This window comes from Paraburkholderia steynii, assembly GCF_900100565.1.
GTDB classification, from domain to species: Bacteria; Pseudomonadota; Gammaproteobacteria; order Burkholderiales; family Burkholderiaceae; genus Paraburkholderia; species Paraburkholderia terrae.
Map to the genome: position 1 here is coordinate 67092 of NZ_FNDI01000025.1, position 19811 is coordinate 86902.

Consider the following 19811-nt stretch of genomic DNA (forward strand, 5'->3'; position numbering starts at 1 on the left):
CACCGCGCGGGCGTAGCACGCGGCGTCCGGTCTACACTGTTGCACCATCGATTCTACGGCTGCCGCTCATTCGATACACGATGCCCTTTCCGCTCCGCTCGCGCCTCGTCTGCGCCGCCATCGTTTTGAGCGCCGCGTCGGCGCATTGCGCCGTCGGCGCGCAGCAGCCCGATCCATCGCCCGACAAGCTCGCCGAAAGCGGCATCCATCACGCGCCGCGCACCGAGCACGGTTACGAGAACAACGACGGACCACTCGCGCGCGGCTCGGTATGGAAGTGGCGCTGGAACCGCTGGACGCACGGCTTGCCGCCACCGCCCGCGAACGGTTACGCGTTTCCCGTCGATCACCCCGACGTCGCGTGGATCCAGGCGAACCGCAGCGACGATACGATGACGTGGATCGGCCACGCGACCGCCTTGCTGCAGATCAACGGCGTCAACGTGATCACCGATCCAATGTTTTCCGAGCGCGCGTCGCCCTTCACGTTCGCCGGGCCGAAGCGGCGCGTGCCGCCCGGTCTCGCGCTCGACGAGTTGCCGCATATCGACGTCGTGCTGATCTCGCACAGCCACTACGACCACCTCGACACCGCGAGCGTCGAAGCACTAAACGCGCAGCCTGGCGGGCCGCCGCTCTTTCTCGTGCCGCTCGGCATCAAGGACTGGCTCGCGAAAAAAGGCATCACGGATGCGCAGGAACTGGACTGGGGCGACGAAACCAGCGTGGCCGGCCTCGACTTCTGGTTCGTGCCGGCGACGCATTGGTCCGCGCGCAGCCTGACCGATCGCAACGAGACGCTGTGGGGCGGCTGGGTGCTGAAGACGCCAGCGGGCGCCGCGCATCCGGTCTCGGTGTACTTCGCGGGCGACACCGGCTACTCGAACGACTTCAAACGGATCGGCGCCGCATTCGGTTGCGTCGATCTCGCGCTGATTCCCGTTGGTGCTTATGAGCCGCGCTGGTTCATGGGCCCTCAGCACGTGGACCCGCAGCAGGCCGTGCAGATCTTCGAGGACGTACACGCGAAAAAAGCGATCGGCATTCACTGGGGCACGTTCGAAATGACCGACGAGGCGCTCGACGAACCGCCGAAAAAACTCGCCGAAGCGACCCATGAAGCCGGCCTGCCCGATGACGCATTCACGGTTCTCCATCACGGCCAGATGATCCGCCTCGACGCATCGGCCGATTCACACTCGACGTGTTCGCGCTAAAACGCGAGCCGCGCTGCACTGCGCCTGTGCAATGCAGCGCAGCAAGAACACCCGATTGTCGGTCAGCACACATTCAACATCACGCGAGACACCCCTAATTCGGTTAAACCCTGTCGTGCAAGGCACAACGTCGTGTTATTGTCGTACACACACGGGTTCGAGCTTTGCTACGCGGAACTCACGTCATATCCGTTACCTTCGCGAGCGTCGCCATGAGTGATGTACGCCATCTTCTAAGCCAACGCGACCGCGTGGAGCTGCTGTGCTGGCTCACGTGCGGAAGCCTGGGTGCCTGGTATCTGAACGAGACCTGGCCCACACCGTCCTTTCACGTAGAGGCCGCGCACAAGTGGCTCGACCGGCACGGGCGCACAGCCGACTGGTTATGCATCGCGAGGCTGTCGGCCCTCGCGCTCGACATCGCGCAGCGGCATGCATCGTTTGTCGAAGCCGACTGGGCGCGCGATGCCGTCGAAGAGATTCTCGACACTGACGAACTCGACGCTCAGGCGCGCCTCGTCGTCACCGTGCTCGGCGACTGCGAACGCGCACTCGCCGACAAGCGCCTCGCCGACTGATACCAGCGCACACCTGCGAACGGTACGAGCGCCGCTTGGTCGCGGCGCGATTGCGTTCGCCTTCATGCCTGTCTCCATGCGCACGCGGTGGCGTCCCCAACGACCCGCCGCGCGTTCGCGTCACCGCGCGTAATCGAGCTTCGGATACCAATGCGGATCGCGCCCCTCGGGCGTCATGTCGAAGATCGTCCACATCGGCATCAGATCCGGCGCGCCGCGCGGGTCCTGGCCGGGATCGACGGTCGGGAATCCCATCTCAGCCGCATAAAAATGCCGGATCGTGCCGTCGCGGCGCGTGAAGACCTGAAACGCCGCGTCGTCGCCGCCGTCGTCGGAGATCGCGTCGAAGTCGCGGCTGTACTCGCCATTCACGTCCGAATACAGCTTCAGATCGCGCCAGCCGCGCTCCTTCTTGAACGCCACGAGCCGCTCGATCGGCGAACGGGCGACCACGGCCAGCGCGATGCGCTGTGCGATGTCGCGCGCCTCGCCGTCCCACGCGCTCAGTAGCGACGTACACATCGGACAAGGCCGCTCGCGCTGCGGTCCGAACATGTAGCTGTAGATCACCAGCGTGTCCTTGTCGCCGAACAGCCCGGCGAGATCGACGGGCCCCGCTTCGCCGATGAAGCGGTAATCGCCCGTCACGTCGCCGCCCGGCGGCAGCGCGCGGCGCTGTTCCGCGACGCGTTCGATATGACGACGCAGTTCGATTTCCTCCGCGAGCAACGCGTCGCGGGCGCGCCGGTATTCGACGCTCTCGTTCGGATAGTGCCGGCCGTTGCGCTTCGCCAGTTCGGCGGCAGGCACGAGAGAAGATGCAGAAGACATCGCGACCTCCCATTCAATTGACGAACCATGAAATCAGTCGTGCTCCGGCATGCCGAGCGGAAACAGATGACGATACGGCCGTGCTTCCTCGACGGCGCGCGCGAACGAAGGCCGCTTCAACAGACGCTTGCGATACCCAATCACGTATTCGAATTTCGGATCGATTTGGTGCGTCCACTCGGCATAGAAGAGAAACGGCGCGGCGCCGCAATCCGCGAGACTGAAGCGCTCGCCTGCCGCCCACTCGCGGTCTCTCATCGTGTTGTCGAGCCACGCATACGCGACCTCGAGCTGCGCGCGCGCATCGGCGACACCGCGCGCATCGCGTTCGCTCTCGTCGCGCAGGCTGTCGAAGACGATCTTCTGCTGCGGCGTGGCAATGTAGTTGTCGAAGAAACGATCCATGAAGCGTACTTCGAGCGCCGCGCGCGGATCGTCGGGAAGCAGTTGAACCGGGCCGGGATGATGCAAGCCGAGATGCTCGATGATGACGGTCGCCTCGGCGATCGTGCGTCCCGCGTCGACGAGCACCGGAAAGCGCCGGATGGGCCAGCGCGCAGCGAGTTCGTCCATCGCGCCGGGTTCGTCGAGCCGGCGGTAGTCGAACGGCGTGCCGTTCTCGTAAAGCGCGGTGAGCGCCTTCTGGCAGTACGAAGAAAACGGATGGGCGTAGAGCTTCAAGGTCATCGTCGTCGTCCTTGCTGGCAGATAGCGGACGATATGCCCGCTTACTGTGACGACGAGCGGCGGCGACGGGAATCGACAGTACGCGCGAAAAAACTTTTGCTGCGCTGCGGCGTGGATTGCTGGGCGCGTCACTTAGCGCCGTGATTCGCGCCATCGATTCGCCGCGTCAACGCGCCCGCGCACTCACTCGCGCAGCGACACCGCCAGCGCGCGAAGCAGCGCCGCGCCGTCGCCTTGCCACGCGCTACCGTGCATGCACGCGAGCGTGTGAGGCTCGAGTGCGGCGAGCCGCTCCAGCATCGCGTCGCCGTGTTTCGTGTGCGAGTAGTAATCCATGCTGCGCCGGAACGCCTCGCTCGGACCGAGAATGTCCGCGCCCGTCACGGCGGGCAAGTCGGCGCCGCCTTGCGTGAACAGATCGCCGCACAGCAGCGTCTGCGTCGTCTCGTCGAAAAGCATCCCGCATTCCCATGCATGCGGCAGATGCGGCGTCGCGAGCCAGCGCAGACGGTGGCGTCCGAGATCGACGGTTTCGCCGTCTTCGAGGCCGCGCGCGGGCCGGTCGGCGAGATCGTCGATGGACACCAGCTTGGCGACGCCGCTGCACAGCGGCTGCGCTTGGGGCGCGGCGGTAAGCCATTCATTGAGCGAGCCGCACTCGTCCGCTTCGACATGCGAGAACGCGATATGCCGCAGCCGTTCGGGCGGCAACACGGACGCCACCGCTTCGCGCACGAGCGCGAACATCTTGCGCGGGCCGGTATGGAACAGCAGCGGCGCGTCGTCGACGATCAGATACTGGTTGAAGGAGAAACCGCCCGGCCCGCCTTCGAAGAACACAGGCGTGTTGATCCGGTAAATGCTGTCCGCGACTTCATGGACGTTGGTGCCCGACACCGCATTGGTGACCGTCATGACCCGACCTCCATGCGCGCTGCGCGCGCAACGATGCGCCGCGCCGAATACGCGCTAACCGCCTAACGCGGCGAGATTCAACTGGTACGAGCGCCCGATCCACGCCGCGCAATCGCGGTGGTCTCGCAGCGCGTCGCCCGTGTTCGGATGGATGAATACGTCGAGCGCGCCGTGATTGAGCGCGAGCCATCCGAACAGTTCAGCGAGCAGTTCGGGGCCGAACGCAAGCTGATACGACCACATCGGATGCGGACCGACGGGGCGCTCGTGAAAACGCCCCATTTGGAATCTGCCCTGAAACTGCGCTTCGATGGTTTCGCGCAGCGCCCATGCGGCGTCGCGCGTCGCCTGATCGAAGTACACATGCGCGTGCCAGCTGGCGATTGCCGTCATGGTCCGTTGCGGCCGGGGCCGTCCTTCGTTTCGGGTTGTGCGAGGTTCATCATAGGCGCTCGATGGCTGTATGAACAAACCGGGATTGAACGGGAGCGAGTTTTATCGAACGCCGATGCGCGATTCGATCGCCCGGATCAGCCCTTCGATCCAGCTACGCAGCCCCGCATCCGACACCGACACGGGCAGCGAGCGCGCGAGAATGCCGTACACCTGCTTGCGCTGGATCTTCGACACTTTCGCCGGCTCCAGCCAGTGCGCGTTATCGACGAGCAGCAGCATCGTTTCGAGTCCGATCACGATTGGCCACACGCACGCGAGGCGCAAGCGCAGCGAAAAACGCGGAATCGCGAGCGTGTAGTCGAGCGCGGCGCGGAAGTGATCGAGCGACTTGCGCACCAGTTCGTGCATCAAGGGTTGCGCGCGCTGCGATGCTTGCGGCTCCAGCAGCATCTGCGGCGTCAGGCCGTAGCGATCGAGCATCGTGGACGGCAGATAGCAGCGGCCGATGCGCAAATCCTTGCCGCAATCGCGCAGCACGTTGGTCATCTGCAGCGCCTTGCCGAAGCGCACGCCGCGCTCGAGCATCGTGGGCTCGTCGGTTTTCAGCGTGCCGGGCAGATGCGCGTAAGTCATCTTCGTCCAGAACTCGCCGACGCAGCCCGCGACCAGATACGTATAGCGATCCAGTTCGTCCCATTCGCGCAGCGCGACGATGCGGCCCGAGCGCTCATCGGGGAAGGTGCGGAGGTCGAATTCCATGCCCGTCGTCAGCGTCGTGACGATCTCGCGCACCGCGGCGCGGTCGGCCGCGTCGAGTTGCTGGAGCACGTCGAGCGCGGGCGCGATCGATTCGAGCAAGACCTTTTCATCCGATTGCGTCTGCTGCCCCGCCACTTCGTTCGCGAGGCGCTGCGCAAGCTCGCCGTCGTCGGTCGCGCCGTTGACCTGATCGCGCAACGCGAGCAGCAGCGCGAGCCGTTGCTCGGGCGGAATCAGTGCGGTATCGGCGATCGTGTCGGCGGCGCGCGCAAGCAGATACGCGAGGCCGATGGGATCGCGCATGCCGGCGGGCAGAATGCGCAACGTCAGATAGAAGGAACGGGAAACCCCTTTGAGCAACGGACCCAGCAAAAAGGCCCGAGTGGAACTGGACATGAGTTGAAGTCGATCAGGTTGAGTCCGTGCTTCAGTCGGGCACGGACGCGGTGTTGGTGTTATTCGGCGCTGCCGCATTGTATCCGGCGTGCGTGTGATGGGCTGCAAAGCGCGCTGCAAAGGCAGGTCGCGATCATCCGATGACGCACGCATAAAACCAACACTTCGCGCGACGTCAACGCGCATTGCGATCACCTTGCGCAAGCTTTCCTGCTAGAATTCAAGCCTCAACGTAGTCGTTCTTCATCCACTCAATCACCCAAGGGAGGCATTCCATGCACGCAATGTACATCGCAGTCTCTCGCGGGATGTCGCGACGCTTCCTCTGCTCCCCTAGCTAGGTTGCCGTCCGCGCTGGCTCGCAAGCGCCCGCGCCTTTATCAGACTACCGGTTTTCTTTGTCGCCGCCGCGCGTTGGCGGGCATCGGTCGTCGACTTCCGAATCTCCTGACTGGATAGCGCTGCGCCGCCTCGCGCCGCACGCTGACATACATGGCTAGCAAAAAACTCGACTTTGGCGCGCAAGCGTTCAGAAGCGTTCTCGGCTTCACTTTCCTTCACTGGCGCAAGCAGCCTGTGCGCGTCGTCGGCATTGCGCTGTTCGCGCTATCGGCCGCGCTCGCGGACGTACTGACGCCGCTGTTCGCGGGCCGTCTGGTCGACGCGCTCGCGTCGGGCAGCACGCTCGGCAAGGACGTCGCGTCGCATCCGGCGCTGGTCGCGTTCGGCGTGCTGATCGCGCTCGGCATTGGCGGCACGTTGCTGCGGCAACTGGTCTATCGCAGCATCATCGTGATGACGCTCAAGATGATGAGTGAGATTTGCGCGAACGCGTTTCATCGCGTGCAGCGCTTTTCGACCGACTGGCATGCGAACAGCTTCGCCGGCTCGACGGTGCGCAAGATCACGCGCGGCATCTGGGCGCTCGACCTGCTCAACGACACGCTGCTGATCGCGCTGTTGCCTTCCCTGCTGATGCTCGCCGGATCGACGGTGCTGCTCGGCTTTCACTGGCCCGTGATGGGCCTCGTGGTCGGTGTTGGCTCGCTCACGTATGTCGCGGTAACGGTCGCGCTGTCGCTCGGCTACGTCGCGCCAGCCGCGCGTCTCGGCAATCTGTGGGACACGCGCATGGGCGGCTCGCTCGCCGACGCCGTCAGCTGCAACGCCGTGGTCAAGGCGTTCGGCGCGGAAGAACGCGAGGAAAGCCGGCTCGATCGCGTGATTGCCAAGTGGCGGCAGCGCACGCGCCGCACGTGGCAGCGCGGCACGACCAATGGCGGCGTACAGGGCGGCATGCTGGCGCTGATGCAGGCGGCCATTCTCGGCGCGGCGCTGCTGCTGTGGCTGCACGACGAAGCGAGCGTCGGCGACATCACGTATGCGCTGACCACGTTCTTCGTGCTGCAAGGCTATCTGCGCGATGTCGGGATGCACGTGCGCAACCTGCAACGCTCGGTCAACGACATGGAGGAACTCGTCGCGCTCGACCGCGAGCCGCTCGGCATCGAAGACAAACGCGGCGCGCCCGCCATCGATATCGAGCAAGGCGAAATCCGCTTCGAGCACGTGACGTTCCGCTATGGCGCGCAGCGCACGGCGCTCTACAATGACTTCTCGCTGCGCATCGCGCCGGGCGAGCGGATCGGTCTCGTCGGACATTCGGGCTCGGGCAAGACGACGTTCATCAAGCTGATCCAGCGCCTGTACGATATCGACGAAGGCCGCATCACGATCGATGGGCAGAACATCGCCGACGTGCAGCAGGCGTCGCTGCGCCAGCACATCGCGATCGTGCAGCAGGAGCCCGTGCTGTTCCACCGCTCGCTGGCGGAGAACATCGCGTACGCGCGGCCCGGCGCATCGTTCGATGACATCGTGCAGGCGGCGAAGCTCGCCAGCGCGCACGACTTCATCGATGCGCTGCCGCATGGCTACGACACGCTGGTCGGAGAACGCGGCGTGAAGCTGTCGGGCGGCGAGCGCCAGCGGGTCGCGATCGCGCGCGCGTTCCTCGCCGACGCGCCGATCCTGATCTTCGACGAAGCCACGTCGAGCCTCGACAGCGAAAGCGAGGTGCTGATCCAGCAGGCGATGGAACGGCTGATGGTCGGACGCACGACACTCGTCGTCGCGCACCGGCTGTCGACGGTGCGCGCGTTGGACCGGCTGCTGGTGCTCGACAAGGGCCGCGTGGTCGAGGAAGGCAGCCACGAGCAACTGATCCGGATTGACGGCGGCGTGTACCGTCGGCTGTTCGAACGTCAGGCGCTCGAGTTGACGAAGGGCCTGCTCGATGATGGACCGGTGCGCGGCAGCGAGCGGTTGGTCAGCGATCCGAGCCTGATCGCCGGCAAATAATCCATCGCTCTATCTGCGAGGCCGAGGGCGGTTCGATTTTTCGAACCGCCCTTTTTCATGCGCAGATGCAGCAAGCCCAGACGGCTGCGGCTTGCTATCATCTCCGATTCAACGCTTCAGCGAAGCCGCTTCCGGCAACACCGCCATGACACTGCACATCGACACCCCGCTTCTCGAATCCCAACCGCTCAGCCAGCATCTGGGCCGCCGCGTGCTGCTCAAGATGGATGCGCTGCAGCCGCCCGGCTCGTTCAAGATCCGCGGCATCGGCTACGCGTGCGAAGAGCATGAGAAGCGCGGCAAGCGCCGCTTCGTCTCGTCGTCGGGCGGCAATGCGGGCATCGCGGTCGCGTATGCGGGCCGCGCGTTGTCGATTCCCGTCACGGTCGTCGTGCCGCAAAGCACGGGCGAGCGCGCGAAGGAACTGATCCGCTTGCAAGGCGCGGACGTGATCGTGCATGGCGCGACCTGGCAGGAAGCGAACGCGTTCGCGCTGGAACAGGTGGGTCCCGACGATGCTTTCATCCATCCGTTCGACGATCCGCTGTTGTGGCAAGGCCATGCGTCGATGATCGACGAGGTCGTGCGCGCGGGTGCGAAGTTCGATGCCGTTGTGCTGTCGGTCGGCGGCGGCGGGTTGATGGCGGGCGCGATCGAAGGCTTGCGGCGCAACGGTCTTGGCCATGTGCCACTGATCGCAGTTGAAACGGAAGGCGCGTCGTCGCTCGCGCAATCGGTGCGCGCCGGGAAGCGGATCGAGCTGCCGGGCATTACGAGCGTCGCGACGTCGCTGGGCGCGAAGCAGGTCTGCGAGCAGGCGTTCATGCTCACGCAGACGCATCCTGTCGAATGCGTGGTGGTGTCGGACAAGGAAGCCGTGGATGCGTCGCGCCGTTTCGTCGACGATCACCGTGTGCTGGTCGAACCTGCGTGTGGAGCGAGCCTCGCCCTCGTCTATCGGCAGACGGAAGCGCTACAGCGTTTCGAAAGCGTGCTCGTGATCGTGTGCGGCGGCGCGGCTACGACCGTCGAACAACTGGAGCGCTGGCATCGCGAGATGGCGTGAGCGTCGTACGGACGTCACGCCTTCCTGACTAGCCGGTCACAGCGCGGCGATCAGCGACTCGACGCCGCGCAGGTTGTTCCGCCTGCGCCATTGCAACGCATCGAGATTCGTGAGGCGCAGTTGCGGCAGACGTGTCAGCAGCTTGTGGAGCGCGATTTCGAGTTCCATCATCGCAAGGCGCGCGCCGAGGCAGTAGTGAATGCCCGCGCCGAACGTCAGCAGATGGCCTGACGGCTCGCGGCCGATATCGAGCGTATCCGGCGCGTCGAAACGCTCCGGGTCGCGATTGGCCGAACCGAGCAGCATAAAGACGATCGAGCCGCGCGGCAGCGTCTGTCCGTCGACGTCGATATCGTCGAACGCGGTACGCACCACCATCTGCACGGCCGTGTCGTAGCGCGCGCATTCAGCCACGGCCTTCGACACCAGCGACGGGTCGCCGCGCAGCCTCTCCAGTTGCGCCGGATGCCGATGCAGCGCGATCAACGCGTTGCCGAGCATGTTCGACGTAGTCTCGTGCCCCGCGACGAACAGCAAAATCACGTTTGAGATGATCTCGTCTTCCGACAAGCGCTCGCCGCCCTCTTCCGCCTGAATCAGCGACGACACGATGTCGTGGCCCGGCGTAGCGCGCCGTTGCGCGACCACTGCCCGGAAATACTGTTCGAGTTCGAGCGCCGCCTGATTCGCGCGCGCGAGCGCGTCGGCGGACATCGGCGCGAGATCGAACGCCGACACCAGCAGGCTCGCCGCGTCGCCGAAGCGCACGCCATCCTCGACGGGCACATCGAGCAGCCGGCAGATGATCTGCAACGGCAGCGGCATCGCGAACTCGCTGACGAGGTCCACTTCGCGCTTGCCTTGCATCGCGTCGATCAGGCTGTCCGTCGTTTCTTCCGCGATGGTGCGCAGCGTTTCGATCTGCCGCGCATTGAATGCTTTCATCAGCAGCGCGCGCAGGCGCGTGTGCGTGGGTGGGTTCATCATCAGGAAGGTGCGTTCGAGCGCCTGAAACACCGGCTGCTCGCGCGCACTCTCGCCGTAGCGCGCGACCACGCTGGGCATGTACGTCTTGCCCATGCGGCGATCGGGCAGCAACGCGTCGATGACGGCGTGACGCCCCGTCAGCATGATGCTGGGCGCGAGCGGCACGAAGGCGCCCGCGCTGCGAATGCCTTCATAGAACGGATAAGGATTGTCGAAGTACGCCGGGGACGAGAGATCGGTGAATTTCATGCTTTGATGCGTGGGGCTTAAAGTGATTGAAGGTGCAGCGTCAATCGAGAGGATACAGCCCACGCACGCGAGCGTGCAGACGAGCCAGCCCAAACAGCGCGTTCGCATACGGCGTATCGATGCCCGTCAACTTGCCCAACTCGCACACCGCGCCCACCAGCGCGTCGAGTTCGACCGCCTTGCCCGCTTCGACGTCCTGCAGCATCGACGTGCGCATCGCGCCCAACTTCAGCGTCACGGCGTGGCGGTCTTCGGGTGCCTGCTCGATGGGGATGCCGAAGCGCGCGCCGATGGCTTTCGCTTCGAGCATCACGCGCGTGACGAAATCGCGCGCGAGCGGGTCGCTCAGGATCTTGTCGGTGGTCGCGCCCGTGATTGCGCTGACAGGGTTCATCGTCATGTTGCCCCACAGCTTGTACCAGACGTCGCGCTGGATCTGATCCGTCGCGCTCGCATCGAAGCCGGCCTTGCGCAACAGTTCGACGAGCGACGCCACGCGCTCGCTCGCATGCCCCGTCGCTTCGCCGACGATCAAGCCACGCCCCTGATGATGCGCGACGACGCCCGGCGCATCGACGCGGCAACTCGCATGCACGACGCATCCGAGCGTGCGCTCAGCGGGAATCGCGGCGGCAATCGAGCCGTCGGGATCGACGGAAGCCAGCCGCGCGCCCGCGAACTCGCCTTGCAAGCCGGCACAGAACCACCACGGCACGCCGTTCATTGCCGTCAGCACGAGCGTGTTCGGGCCGAGCAGCGGCGCGATGTGTTGCGCGACGGCGGCCATGCCGGGCGCTTTCACCGCGACGATCACGAGATCCTGCGCGCCGAGCGCTTCCGGCTTGTCGCTTGCCTGCACCCGGACCGCATGCGTCTCGCCGTTTTCTTTAAGGCGCAGGCCGTGTTCACGCAACGCGTCGAGCGTCGCGCCGCGCGCGACCACGCTCACCTCGCTGCCCGCCTGCGCGAGCTTCACGCCCATCCATCCGCCGATCGCGCCGGCGCCGTAAATGCATACCTTCATCGTTGTTCTTCCTCAATCCTTGTAGCTGGCGTCGATTCTATCGACCTTGCGCACCAGCGCATCGAACACGTCCTGCCCCGCGCCGTAGCGCACGTCGAATTGCAGCGCATCGCGCGAGCATTGCTCGGCGACCGTTTCGGGCACGGGCCGCGCGCGGCCCATCGCGAACGTCGCGACCTGAATCTCGCAGGCGCGGTTCAGCGTCCACAGAATCGCGAACGCTTGCGGCAAGGTCGTGCCCCACGACAGCAGCCCGTGATTGCGCAGAATCACCGCTTGCCGGTCGCCGATATGTTCGACGAGACGCGGCCCTTCCTCAGCGTGAATCGTGATGCCCTCGAAGTCGTGATACGCAATGCGTTCATGCAACTGCGCGCTATAGAAGTTGGTTTGCTGCAAGCCGCCTTCCGAGCACGCCACGGCGACGCCCGCCGTGGTATGCGTATGCATCACGCAATGCGCATCGGGTATGCCTTCGTGCAGCGCCGCGTGTACGGTGAAGCCCGCGGGATTCACCGGATACGTCGAGCCGTCGAGAATGCGCCCTTGCGCATCGATCTTCACCAGATTGCGCGCGGTCACTTCACTGTAATGCAGGCCGAATGGATTGATCAGGAACTGCTTCGCTCCGCCCGTCACGCTTTCGGGCAGACGCACCGTGATGTGGTTGTAGATCAGTTCGGTCCAGCCCAACATATCGAAGACGCGATAACAGGCGGCCAATTGAACGCGCGCCTGCCATTCGTCGGGATGCATCGCTGACGTGCCAGTGCCCATGCCCGTGGTCCGCTCGTCTCGCTCCATGATCTCCATCTCGTGCCTCCTTACTGGCGCGCGCCCGACCCGGCGACGGCCGCAATCGCCGACGCCACGTACGCGACGTTGTTGCGGTTCAGGCCTGCGACGCACATGCGCCCCGAACGCAGCAGATAGATGCCGTGTTCCAGACGCAGCGTCTCGACCTGTTCGGCCGACAGTCCCGTGTAGGTGAACATGCCGACCTGCGCGGTGTAACGCGCGCGCATCACTTCATCGACGCGACCGGCAAGCCCTTCGTGAATCGCATGACGCATTTCATGAATACGCTCGCGCATCACACGCAGCTCGTCGTCCCATGACGCGCGCAGCTTCGCGTCGCCGAGCACGCCCGCGACGAGCCGCGCGCCGTGCATCGGCGGATTGCTGTAGTTCGCGCGGATCGTGAAGGTCAACTGGCCGAGCACGCGCTGTGCTTCGGCTGCGTCTTTGCAGAGGACGCTCAGCGCGCCGCAACGCTCGCCGTACAGCGAGAAGTTCTTCGAGAACGAGTTCGCGACGATCATCGGCACGTCGGCGTCCGCGAGCATGCGCACGCAGGCGGCATCTTCTTCGAGGCCGTCGCCGAAGCCCTGATACGCCATGTCGACGAACGCGATCAGCTTGCGACGCTGCAACACGGGCACCAGCTCGCGCCATTGGTCGGCAGTGAGATCGACGCCCGTCGGGTTGTGGCAGCACGCGTGCAGCAGCACGATGCTGCGTTCCGGCAGCGAGTCGATCGTGTCGCGCATCGCGTCGAAGCGCAGACCGCCCGTTGCGTCGTCGTAGTACGGATAGGTGTTGACCGTGTGGCCTGCCGCTTCGAACACGACGCGATGGTTTTCCCAACTCGGATCGCTCAGCCACACTTGTGAGCCCGCGAAGTGACGCTTCAGGAAATCCGCGCCGACCTTCAGCGCGCCCGAGCCGCCCACCGTCTGAACCGTTGCGATGCGGCCCGCGGCGCGCGCTGCGCTGTCGGTGCCGAACACGAGTGTCTGCGCGGCATCGCGGTATTGCGGCAGGCCCGACATCGGCAGATACGAGCGCGGCGTGCCTTGGGCGACGATGGCCGCTTCGGCTTCGCGCACCGACGACATCACGGGCAGCGTGCCGTTTTCGTCGAAGTAGATGCCGATGCTCAGATTGACCTTGTTGGTGCGCGGGTCACGCTGGAAATCCTCGTTGAGGCTCAGGATGGGATCGCCAGGATACGCGGGGATGTGTTCGAACATGGTTGTGTCTCTGTCTATGTGTGCTGGATGTTGCTTGACTCTGCGAGAGGTTGCGAAGGCATGCACCGACGCATGCGAAACAGTGTGTCGAAAAGCGCGTGTTGTCACAATCAATCGATTCTGCACGATTCGTAAGTTACGCTTTAGAATCGGCGGATGGCCCTCACACGCATCACCATACGCCAGTTCGAGGCGTTTCTCGCGATTGTCGACCAGAACGGCATTGCCGCTGCGGCGCAACGGCTGGGGCTGACTTCGTCGGCTGTGAGCCAGTTGCTGGCGGAGCTGGAGCGCGAGCTTGGCTTTCGGCTGTTCGACCGCACGACACGGCGCGTGAGCCTTTCGACGGCTGGCCGCGATTTTCTATCTTCGGCGGAATCGGTGCTGCGGCATTTGCGTGCCGCCGAGCAGACTGCGAGCGACATCCGCAACCGGGCGGCGGGCATCGTGCGGGTCGGCGCGCCGCTGGTGCTGGCGAGCACGGCGATTCCGTTTGCCATAGCGGGCTACGCGACCGAGAAGCCGAAGGTCGTGGTGCGGGTTGTTGATACGGATGTCGAGCAACTGGTGGAGCGTGTCGCGAGTGGCGACGTCGATCTTGCCGTCGGTCCCGATCGGGCGACGGGCGACCGCGTGCAGCGCGAACCGATCTTTCAGAGCCCGTGGGTGTTGTGGTGCGCTGAGCAGCATCCGCTGGCGCGGAAAAGGCGTTTGCGGTGGCAGGATCTGCGGGGCACGCCGATCATCGCGACGGGTCGCGATCACGAAGCGAGCGTCGCGCAGATGTTGGCCGATCAGCCATCGGATGCGCGGATTGCGCCTGTTGAGGTTGTTGATAATGTGACCACTGCGTTTGGTCTCGTTGCGCAGGGGCTTGCGGTTACGCTTGCGCCGCTTTATGTGAAGCCGCTGGCGCAGACGTTTGGGCTTGTGATGCGGCGCGTTGTTGAGCCGGAGACGATTCGGGAAGTGTGTGTTTATCGTCCTGTGGATCGGTCGTTGTCGCCGTCTGCTGATGGGTTTGCGGAGTTTCTTGGGGGGTGTTTGAGAATTTGGGATCGGAGGACGCAGGGCGGTGCTGGGGCGAAGTGAAATGGCGGTGCTGGGGCTGTGCGTTTGGGTGTTATGCCTTTTCGCTGGCATCCGCGAATTGTTAGCGTGCTTCAAGCGTCGCCCCTGTGCGGGGCGGCACCTACTTTTCTTTGCCGCCGCAAAGAAAAGTAGGCAAAAGAAAGCGGCTAACACCGCCAGTTCTAGTGTTTGCCTGAGGGCCCCCAACCGGTCTTACGCTTCACACGGCAATCACGTGACCCATGTTCGTTGCCAACGCCAGGGTCTTACGCTTCACACGGCAATCACGTGACCCATGTTCGTTGCCAACGCTCTTGCGGAGCGCCTCACCCGCTTCACTCACCCGCGCTGCACCATGCCGTGCCAGATAGTCCACGGCCGCCCAGGTGGCAAACTGTGTGTCGGCCGTAGTGCTGCACACGTCTCACTCCGGACCGATAGCGCACGCGTTCCACCCTGTAAGAGCGCCACGCTATACGCCGCGACAACCTACACACAGTTTGCCACCTGGGCGGCACATGCCATTCGCTGCCGCTAGCTCTTGTTCGGGTGTTTGAAGTGGGTGAGGCGATCATTCGAAGCGTTGGCAACCAGCACCAACCAGGGCACTGCCGTGTGAAGCGTGGGGACGTTGAGGGCCCGTGGATAAGAACACGGGCTGGCGGTGTTAGCCGCTTTCTTTTGCCTACTTTTCTTTGCGGCGGCAAAGAAAAGTAGGTGCCGCCCCGCACAGGGGCGACGCTTGAAGCACGAAGGCAACACGCGGATGCCAGCGCAAAGGCAAAAACTGGAAGGCAACGCGTGAAGCACGAAGGCATAGCGCGGATGCCAGCGTAAAGCCAAAGCAAACCACACCAGCGTCGCAGACAAAAAAATCACTCCGCGCTATCAGCCCGACAAAAACCCGCCGCGCCCCCTTAGGCGCATCAACAACATCCCACACCCTACCGCGCCGCACCGCCGTCGCCCACATTGCATTCGAGCGGCTCGCGCGCCGCCTGCAGCGCCCTCCTCACCCCCGACAGCATCCTTGGCGAATCAACAAGCACAGCATCCATATGCAGACACGCCGCTTCGCGATAAGCCGCCGCATCGTTCACGGCGAACGCAACCAGCCACGTATCGGCAGCGCGGCGAAAGCACTGCACCGACGCGGGCGTCCATGTGCGCGCAGCAAAAGTCGAACGCCCTTCGCCAAGCGTGAAGCGCTCGATCACCTCGACCTTGCGGCCCAGTTCGAAGCCCGCTCGCGTTCCGGCTTGCGGCGCATCGCACCGCCCCGTCAGCGCGACGCCGAAGAGCCGCTGACGCGTCGCATCTCGCGACTCGAGCATACGGGCCTGCGGATACTGCGCGAACGCCTCCTGATAATCGGCTTCCGTCGAATAGATCGTGACACGCGGCCACGCATCCAGCGCATCGAGCACACGCGCGACGGCCGCTGCCTGGGGCGCCGCGGGCAACGCCTTCATATCGAGCACGACGGGCACGTCACGCGGAATGATCCGCAGCGCGTCTTCGAGCGTCGGTATGCCAACAGGCTTCGAGCGATACGGCCTGGCCCCCGGCGCGTCCAGCGCCTCGAACTGCCAGCCCGCATTGACGCGCGCCAGTTCCGCTGCCGTCCGGCTCGCCACCGGACCGCTGGCGTCCGTCAACGCCGACAGGTCTTTCGGACGATACAGCACAGGCACGCCGTCCCGGCTCAACTGCAACGTGAGCCAGATGACGTCGGCATGATTCGCGAGCGCGCCCTCGATGGCGGCCAATGTGTTCTCGGGATAATCAGCCGTTCCGCCGCGATGGGCGATCAGCGCCGGCAATGTGCGGGCGTTGTCGGCGTGAAGTGGCGCGACGGCGGAACCTGCCATGCACGCTGAAAGTGCCGTGAGAATCGATAAGGCAAAAACAAACCCCGGTATCCGCATTCGATGCATACGTGTCGTGTCATGAACGCTCGCGCCGCGCGCGGCAACGCGTCATGGTAGACGCGAACCCGACTCTACGCCTCGCGTACGCAAACCTTTGTGACACTTATTGATCGAACGCCTGGCGGTGTGTCGCCCGCGCATCGGAGCTCGGATGCTACTGCTCACGCAGAATCGCGCGCAGCCGCCATCTGGATCAGCGCCTTCGCTTTGGCGAGCGGCTCGACGAGCGACGCCTCCAGCCCATAGCCGTCCACGAGCGCGCCTGTGAGGTCGTCGATGGCGAGCCATGTGACGCGCGCTTCGTCTTCCCACACGAGCGCCTTGAGCGGCAGCAGCAGCCCAGCCAAGGCGTTCGCCTGCATCACGGGCGTGCCGCCCTTCGGGTTGCCGAACACGATCAGACGCGTTGGGCGCAGCGTCATGCCGACTTGCGCGGCGGCGTCGGCCTGATCGATATCGACGAAGATCGTCATGCCTTTGTCGGCGAGCAGGCCGCGCAGCCGCGCGACCGTGATCGAAAAGCCGTGCTCGCTCCTGAACGTCGCTACCGACGCGGGACATTTCGCTGCGGCAGTCATCGCGGACTCCGGAGATGGGACATCACCGCAGTGTAGTCATTGCGATGCAACAACAGAAGCGGAAGCTTGCTCGGCAAGCGCGCGGAAGTTCTCGGGCGTCGCGAAGCCGAGATACTGCGCCTGCATCTCGGGCGTCAGCACTTCGATCAGCGTGCTGTTTTCGATCCATAGCTCGATCACGTCGAAGAAGTTGTTGCCGCGCGTGCAGCGCACGGCACGCCATCCTTCGCGCTCGCCGATCGCGATCACCTGCTCTGCCGACAGCGGCGACGCAACAGCCATATGAAAGCCGCTGTATTGCGCGCGCGTATTCGTCATCGATGCGAGCGGCTCCTGGGTGTCGCCGGGCGTGAGCGTGAGGTTGCTCGGATAGGTCTCGATGATCGTGCCGCGGTCGTCGCCTGCCACCGCCATCCACGCGCCTTCGAAAGGCGAAAACGGCGCGGCGAAACCGCCCCACACTTCGGCAAGCGTGCGCGCGACGCGCTCGGGATTTTGCGTGGGAATGGACGCATGAAAGATCATCGAAACTCTCCAGTGACTCGTGACGTGACAACGACGCTCAGGCGCAATGGCGCCTCACGTTGGGGCCTGCGCGTCGTGCGTTTTCGTTTTTCTTGTCACGCGCGCGGCATGGGCAAAGCAGCGAATTGCTGCATACGCCCAGCTTGCAGCGGCAATGCAGTGAGTAGTAGAACGGAAGCGATCTGCCGCGTTTGAAAACGAAGCAACGGCATAAGCATTCGATGCGCGAGCGTGCGGCTTCGAACGCCATGCTAGGAGCGCAACGCGGTGCCACCAATCGGGAGTTTTACCAACAGCTTTCGATTCGTCCGACGAACCGGCTGGACGCGGCGTACGCGACGCGCGTCTTTCAGCAAACCGCCCGCCATTGCAGCGGGCGGCAGGTCTACGTTTTCAGCAGACTTTAGACAGCCATGACGGTGACAGCCTTCGTCACAAGATAAGCTTCCATCGCTTCCGGTCCGCCTTCCGAGCCGTAGCCCGAATCCTTGACGCCACCGAACGGCATTTCCGGCGTCGGCGTGGCGGGCTGGTTGATCCACAGCATGCCGACTTCGAGGTTCTGCGACAGCAGGTGGACGTTGCGGAACGACTTTGTGAACGCATACCCCGCGAGACCGAACGGCAGACGGTTCGCTTCGGCGATGGCGTCTTCGAGCTTGTCGAAGCCGCGGATTGCGGCGATCGGGCCGAACGGCTCGTTGTTGAACACGTCGGCTTCGAGCGTCACGTCCGTCAGCACGGTCGGTGCGAAGAAGTTGCCTTCCGAGCCGATGCGCTCGCCGCCCGTGGCGACCGTCGCGCCCGTTGAGCGCGCGTTCTCGATGATGTTCGCCATCGCCGTCAGACGGCGTGCGTTCGCGAGCGGCCCGAGCTGCGTGCCTTCAGCGAGGCCGTCGCCGACCTTCAGGCTTTCAGCGTGCTTGACGAGCGCCGCGGCGAACTCTTCGCGGATGCTGTTGTGTACGAGGAAACGCGTCGGCGAGATGCACACCTGGCCGGCGTTGCGGAACTTCGCGCCACCCGCTGCCTTGACGGCGAGCGCAACGTCCGCGTCTTCCGCGACGATCACGGGCGCGTGGCCGCCGAGTTCCATCGTCGCGCGCTTCATGTGCTGGCCAGCGAGCGCGGCGAGTTGCTTGCCGACGGGCGTCGAACCCGTGAACGTGACCTTGCGGATGACGGGATGCGGAATCAGGTAGCTCGAAATCTCGGCGGGATCGCCGAACACGAGGCCGACCGTGCCGGCGGGCACGCCTGCGTCGACGAAGGCTTGCAACAGTTGTGCGGGCGATGCGGGCGTCTCTTCAGGCGCCTTGACGAGGAACGAGCAGCCGCTTGCGAGCGCGGCGCTGAGCTTACGCACTACCTGGTTGACGGGGAAATTCCACGGCGTGAACGCAGCGACGGGGCCGATCGGCTCCTTGATGACGAGCGATTGCGCGTTCAGGTTACGCGACGGCACGACGCGGCCGTAGACACGGCGGCCTTCGTCCGCGAACCATTCGATGATGTCGGCGGCCGACAGCACTTCGACACGCGCTTCCGCGAACGGTTTGCCTTGCTCCTGCGTCATCAGGCGCGCGATGCTGTCGGCGCGCTCGCGCACGAAGCTGGCGGCCTTGCGCATCGTGGTGGCGCGTTCGTTGGCGGGCACCTTGCGCCACGCTTCGAAGCCCTTCTGTGCGGCTTCCAGCGCGCGGTCCAGATCGGCCTTGCCCGCGTGCGCGACCTTGCCGATCGGCTTGCCCGTCGCGGGATTGACGACGTCGAGCGTCTTGCCGCTGGCGGCGTCGCACCACTCGTTGTTGATCAACAGACGGGTATCGGTGTAGCTGCTGGATGTGACCATGCTGTGTTCCTGAGGATTTTTTGCGCGCTGCGCGCGCGGGCTGGAATTCTTCGGGGAATGTTGATGTTAACTGATTGCTGGGAAGTATGCCGGGAGGTGGTGGTTTTTGTTTTTGTTTTTGTCTGCGACGCTGGGCTGGGTTTGTGCCGTTGCGCGGGCGGTTTGGTTTTTTGGGGTTTGCGCTGGCATTCGCGCTATGCCTTCGTGCTTCACGCGTCGCCTTCCAGTTTTTGCCTTTTCGCTGGCATCCGCGATTCGTTAGCGTGCTTCAGGCGTCGCCCCTGTGCGGGGCGGCACCTACTTTTCTTTGCCGCCGCAAAGAAAAGTAGGCAAAAGAAAGCGGCTCACACCGCCA

19 protein-coding genes are annotated in these 19811 nt (G+C 64.3%); 6 read left to right on the top strand and 13 right to left on the bottom strand.

Translation table 11 applies throughout. The annotated features are described in order from the left end of the window. Window positions 1-80 precede the first annotated feature (80 nt). Both BLT65_RS34020 and BLT65_RS34025 read left to right on the top strand, forming a co-directional pair. Window positions 81-1217, top strand: a complete 1137-nt coding sequence (locus tag BLT65_RS34020) for an MBL fold metallo-hydrolase (protein WP_091786535.1) — start codon at window positions 81-83, stop codon at window positions 1215-1217. A gap of 212 nt (window positions 1218-1429) precedes the next feature. After that, a complete protein-coding gene (locus tag BLT65_RS34025; protein ID WP_042314839.1) occupies window positions 1430-1795 on the top strand; it encodes a hypothetical protein in 366 nt (121 codons plus the stop codon). 120 nt (window positions 1796-1915) lie between these two features. Here the strand turns inward: BLT65_RS34025 and BLT65_RS34030 are convergent, their stop codons facing one another. From BLT65_RS34030 to BLT65_RS34050, 5 genes are all read right to left on the bottom strand, one after another. Next, window positions 1916-2626, bottom strand: a complete 711-nt coding sequence (locus BLT65_RS34030) for a DUF899 family protein (protein ID WP_042314838.1) — start codon at window positions 2624-2626, stop codon at window positions 1916-1918. A 33-nt stretch (window positions 2627-2659) separates the two neighbouring features. Next, a complete protein-coding gene (locus tag BLT65_RS34035) occupies window positions 2660-3313 on the bottom strand; it encodes a glutathione S-transferase family protein (RefSeq protein WP_042314837.1) in 654 nt (217 codons plus the stop codon). A gap of 183 nt (window positions 3314-3496) precedes the next feature. Continuing rightward, on the bottom strand, window positions 3497-4228 hold the full coding sequence (locus BLT65_RS34040; RefSeq protein ID WP_091786538.1) for an FprA family A-type flavoprotein: 732 nt from the start codon (window positions 4226-4228) through the stop codon (window positions 3497-3499). Window positions 4229-4282: 54 nt separating this feature from the next. Then, a complete protein-coding gene (locus tag BLT65_RS34045) occupies window positions 4283-4621 on the bottom strand; it encodes a DOPA 4,5-dioxygenase family protein (RefSeq protein ID WP_091786541.1) in 339 nt (112 codons plus the stop codon). Window positions 4622-4723: 102 nt separating this feature from the next. Continuing rightward, window positions 4724-5779, bottom strand: coding sequence for a phytoene/squalene synthase family protein (locus BLT65_RS34050; RefSeq protein ID WP_091786544.1), 1056 nt, complete (start codon window positions 5777-5779; stop codon window positions 4724-4726). Window positions 5780-6271: 492 nt separating this feature from the next. Here BLT65_RS34050 and BLT65_RS34055 point away from each other — a divergent pair, with 492 nt between their 5' ends. Beyond that, on the top strand, window positions 6272-8140 hold the full coding sequence (locus tag BLT65_RS34055; protein WP_091786547.1) for an ABC transporter ATP-binding protein: 1869 nt from the start codon (window positions 6272-6274) through the stop codon (window positions 8138-8140). Window positions 8141-8285: 145 nt separating this feature from the next. After that, on the top strand, window positions 8286-9206 hold the full coding sequence (locus tag BLT65_RS34060; protein WP_091786550.1) for a serine/threonine dehydratase family protein: 921 nt from the start codon (window positions 8286-8288) through the stop codon (window positions 9204-9206). 36 nt (window positions 9207-9242) lie between these two features. Here the strand turns inward: BLT65_RS34060 and BLT65_RS34065 are convergent, their stop codons facing one another. Genes BLT65_RS34065 through BLT65_RS34080 form a run of 4 tightly spaced genes read right to left on the bottom strand, consistent with a single transcriptional unit; the run spans window position 9243 to window position 13499 of the window. Further along, window positions 9243-10442 (bottom strand): cytochrome P450, encoded by a 1200-nt coding sequence (locus BLT65_RS34065; RefSeq protein ID WP_042314831.1) that lies wholly within the window; start codon window positions 10440-10442, stop codon window positions 9243-9245. A gap of 40 nt (window positions 10443-10482) precedes the next feature. Continuing rightward, window positions 10483-11466: a 2-dehydropantoate 2-reductase gene (locus BLT65_RS34070; protein ID WP_091786554.1), complete on the bottom strand. Its 984-nt coding sequence runs from the start codon at window positions 11464-11466 to the stop codon at window positions 10483-10485. Window positions 11467-11478: 12 nt separating this feature from the next. After that, entirely contained in the window at window positions 11479-12279 is an 801-nt protein-coding gene (locus tag BLT65_RS34075) for a class II aldolase/adducin family protein (RefSeq protein ID WP_091786557.1), read from the bottom strand. A gap of 11 nt (window positions 12280-12290) precedes the next feature. Beyond that, a complete protein-coding gene (locus BLT65_RS34080) occupies window positions 12291-13499 on the bottom strand; it encodes an amino acid aminotransferase (protein WP_091786560.1) in 1209 nt (402 codons plus the stop codon). A gap of 156 nt (window positions 13500-13655) precedes the next feature. On the opposite strand from BLT65_RS34080, the gene BLT65_RS34085 reads away from it, so the two are divergent. Then, entirely contained in the window at window positions 13656-14591 is a 936-nt protein-coding gene (locus BLT65_RS34085; protein ID WP_091786563.1) for a LysR family transcriptional regulator, read from the top strand. A gap of 923 nt (window positions 14592-15514) precedes the next feature. On the opposite strand, the gene BLT65_RS34090 is transcribed toward BLT65_RS34085, so the two are convergent. From BLT65_RS34090 to BLT65_RS34110, 4 genes are all read right to left on the bottom strand, one after another. After that, the gene (locus BLT65_RS34090; RefSeq protein WP_091786566.1) at window positions 15515-16498 is read right to left on the bottom strand and encodes a glycerophosphodiester phosphodiesterase family protein; all 984 of its coding nucleotides are present in this window, start codon (window positions 16496-16498) and stop codon (window positions 15515-15517) included. Window positions 16499-16662: 164 nt separating this feature from the next. Next, on the bottom strand, window positions 16663-17079 hold the full coding sequence (locus tag BLT65_RS34095) for a DUF302 domain-containing protein (protein ID WP_091786569.1): 417 nt from the start codon (window positions 17077-17079) through the stop codon (window positions 16663-16665). Between the two features lie 36 nt (window positions 17080-17115). Continuing rightward, the gene (locus BLT65_RS34100) at window positions 17116-17604 is read right to left on the bottom strand and encodes a hypothetical protein (protein ID WP_007584061.1); all 489 of its coding nucleotides are present in this window, start codon (window positions 17602-17604) and stop codon (window positions 17116-17118) included. A gap of 403 nt (window positions 17605-18007) precedes the next feature. Next, window positions 18008-19456, bottom strand: coding sequence for an NAD-dependent succinate-semialdehyde dehydrogenase (locus BLT65_RS34110; protein ID WP_091786575.1), 1449 nt, complete (start codon window positions 19454-19456; stop codon window positions 18008-18010). 57 nt (window positions 19457-19513) lie between these two features. Between BLT65_RS34110 and BLT65_RS47680 the strand changes: the two genes are divergently transcribed. Beyond that, a partial coding sequence (locus BLT65_RS47680) for a hypothetical protein (protein WP_208545849.1) occupies window positions 19514-19811 on the top strand: 298 nt, incomplete at its 3' end.

What these genes read in the sequence shown, in the direction of transcription:
- BLT65_RS34070 (WP_091786554.1), bottom strand. Translation starts at nt 11,466, where the DNA reads ATGAAGGTATGCATTTACGGCGCCGGCGCGATCGGCGGATGGATGGGC.
- BLT65_RS34030 (WP_042314838.1), bottom strand. Translation starts at nt 2,626, where the DNA reads ATGTCTTCTGCATCTTCTCTCGTGCCTGCCGCCGAACTGGCGAAGCGC.
- BLT65_RS34020 (WP_091786535.1), top strand. Translation starts at nt 81, where the DNA reads ATGCCCTTTCCGCTCCGCTCGCGCCTCGTCTGCGCCGCCATCGTTTTG.
- BLT65_RS34110 (WP_091786575.1), bottom strand. Translation starts at nt 19,456, where the DNA reads ATGGTCACATCCAGCAGCTACACCGATACCCGTCTGTTGATCAACAAC.
- BLT65_RS34095 (WP_091786569.1), bottom strand. Translation starts at nt 17,079, where the DNA reads ATGACTGCCGCAGCGAAATGTCCCGCGTCGGTAGCGACGTTCAGGAGC.
- BLT65_RS34035 (WP_042314837.1), bottom strand. Translation starts at nt 3,313, where the DNA reads ATGACCTTGAAGCTCTACGCCCATCCGTTTTCTTCGTACTGCCAGAAG.
- BLT65_RS34055 (WP_091786547.1), top strand. Translation starts at nt 6,272, where the DNA reads ATGGCTAGCAAAAAACTCGACTTTGGCGCGCAAGCGTTCAGAAGCGTT.
- BLT65_RS34025 (WP_042314839.1), top strand. Translation starts at nt 1,430, where the DNA reads ATGAGTGATGTACGCCATCTTCTAAGCCAACGCGACCGCGTGGAGCTG.
- BLT65_RS34085 (WP_091786563.1), top strand. Translation starts at nt 13,656, where the DNA reads ATGGCCCTCACACGCATCACCATACGCCAGTTCGAGGCGTTTCTCGCG.
- BLT65_RS34080 (WP_091786560.1), bottom strand. Translation starts at nt 13,499, where the DNA reads ATGTTCGAACACATCCCCGCGTATCCTGGCGATCCCATCCTGAGCCTC.
- BLT65_RS34090 (WP_091786566.1), bottom strand. Translation starts at nt 16,498, where the DNA reads ATGCGGATACCGGGGTTTGTTTTTGCCTTATCGATTCTCACGGCACTT.
- BLT65_RS34040 (WP_091786538.1), bottom strand. Translation starts at nt 4,228, where the DNA reads ATGACGGTCACCAATGCGGTGTCGGGCACCAACGTCCATGAAGTCGCG.
- BLT65_RS34065 (WP_042314831.1), bottom strand. Translation starts at nt 10,442, where the DNA reads ATGAAATTCACCGATCTCTCGTCCCCGGCGTACTTCGACAATCCTTAT.
- BLT65_RS34100 (WP_007584061.1), bottom strand. Translation starts at nt 17,604, where the DNA reads ATGATCTTTCATGCGTCCATTCCCACGCAAAATCCCGAGCGCGTCGCG.
- BLT65_RS34045 (WP_091786541.1), bottom strand. Translation starts at nt 4,621, where the DNA reads ATGACGGCAATCGCCAGCTGGCACGCGCATGTGTACTTCGATCAGGCG.
- BLT65_RS34060 (WP_091786550.1), top strand. Translation starts at nt 8,286, where the DNA reads ATGACACTGCACATCGACACCCCGCTTCTCGAATCCCAACCGCTCAGC.
- BLT65_RS34075 (WP_091786557.1), bottom strand. Translation starts at nt 12,279, where the DNA reads ATGGAGATCATGGAGCGAGACGAGCGGACCACGGGCATGGGCACTGGC.
- BLT65_RS34050 (WP_091786544.1), bottom strand. Translation starts at nt 5,779, where the DNA reads ATGTCCAGTTCCACTCGGGCCTTTTTGCTGGGTCCGTTGCTCAAAGGG.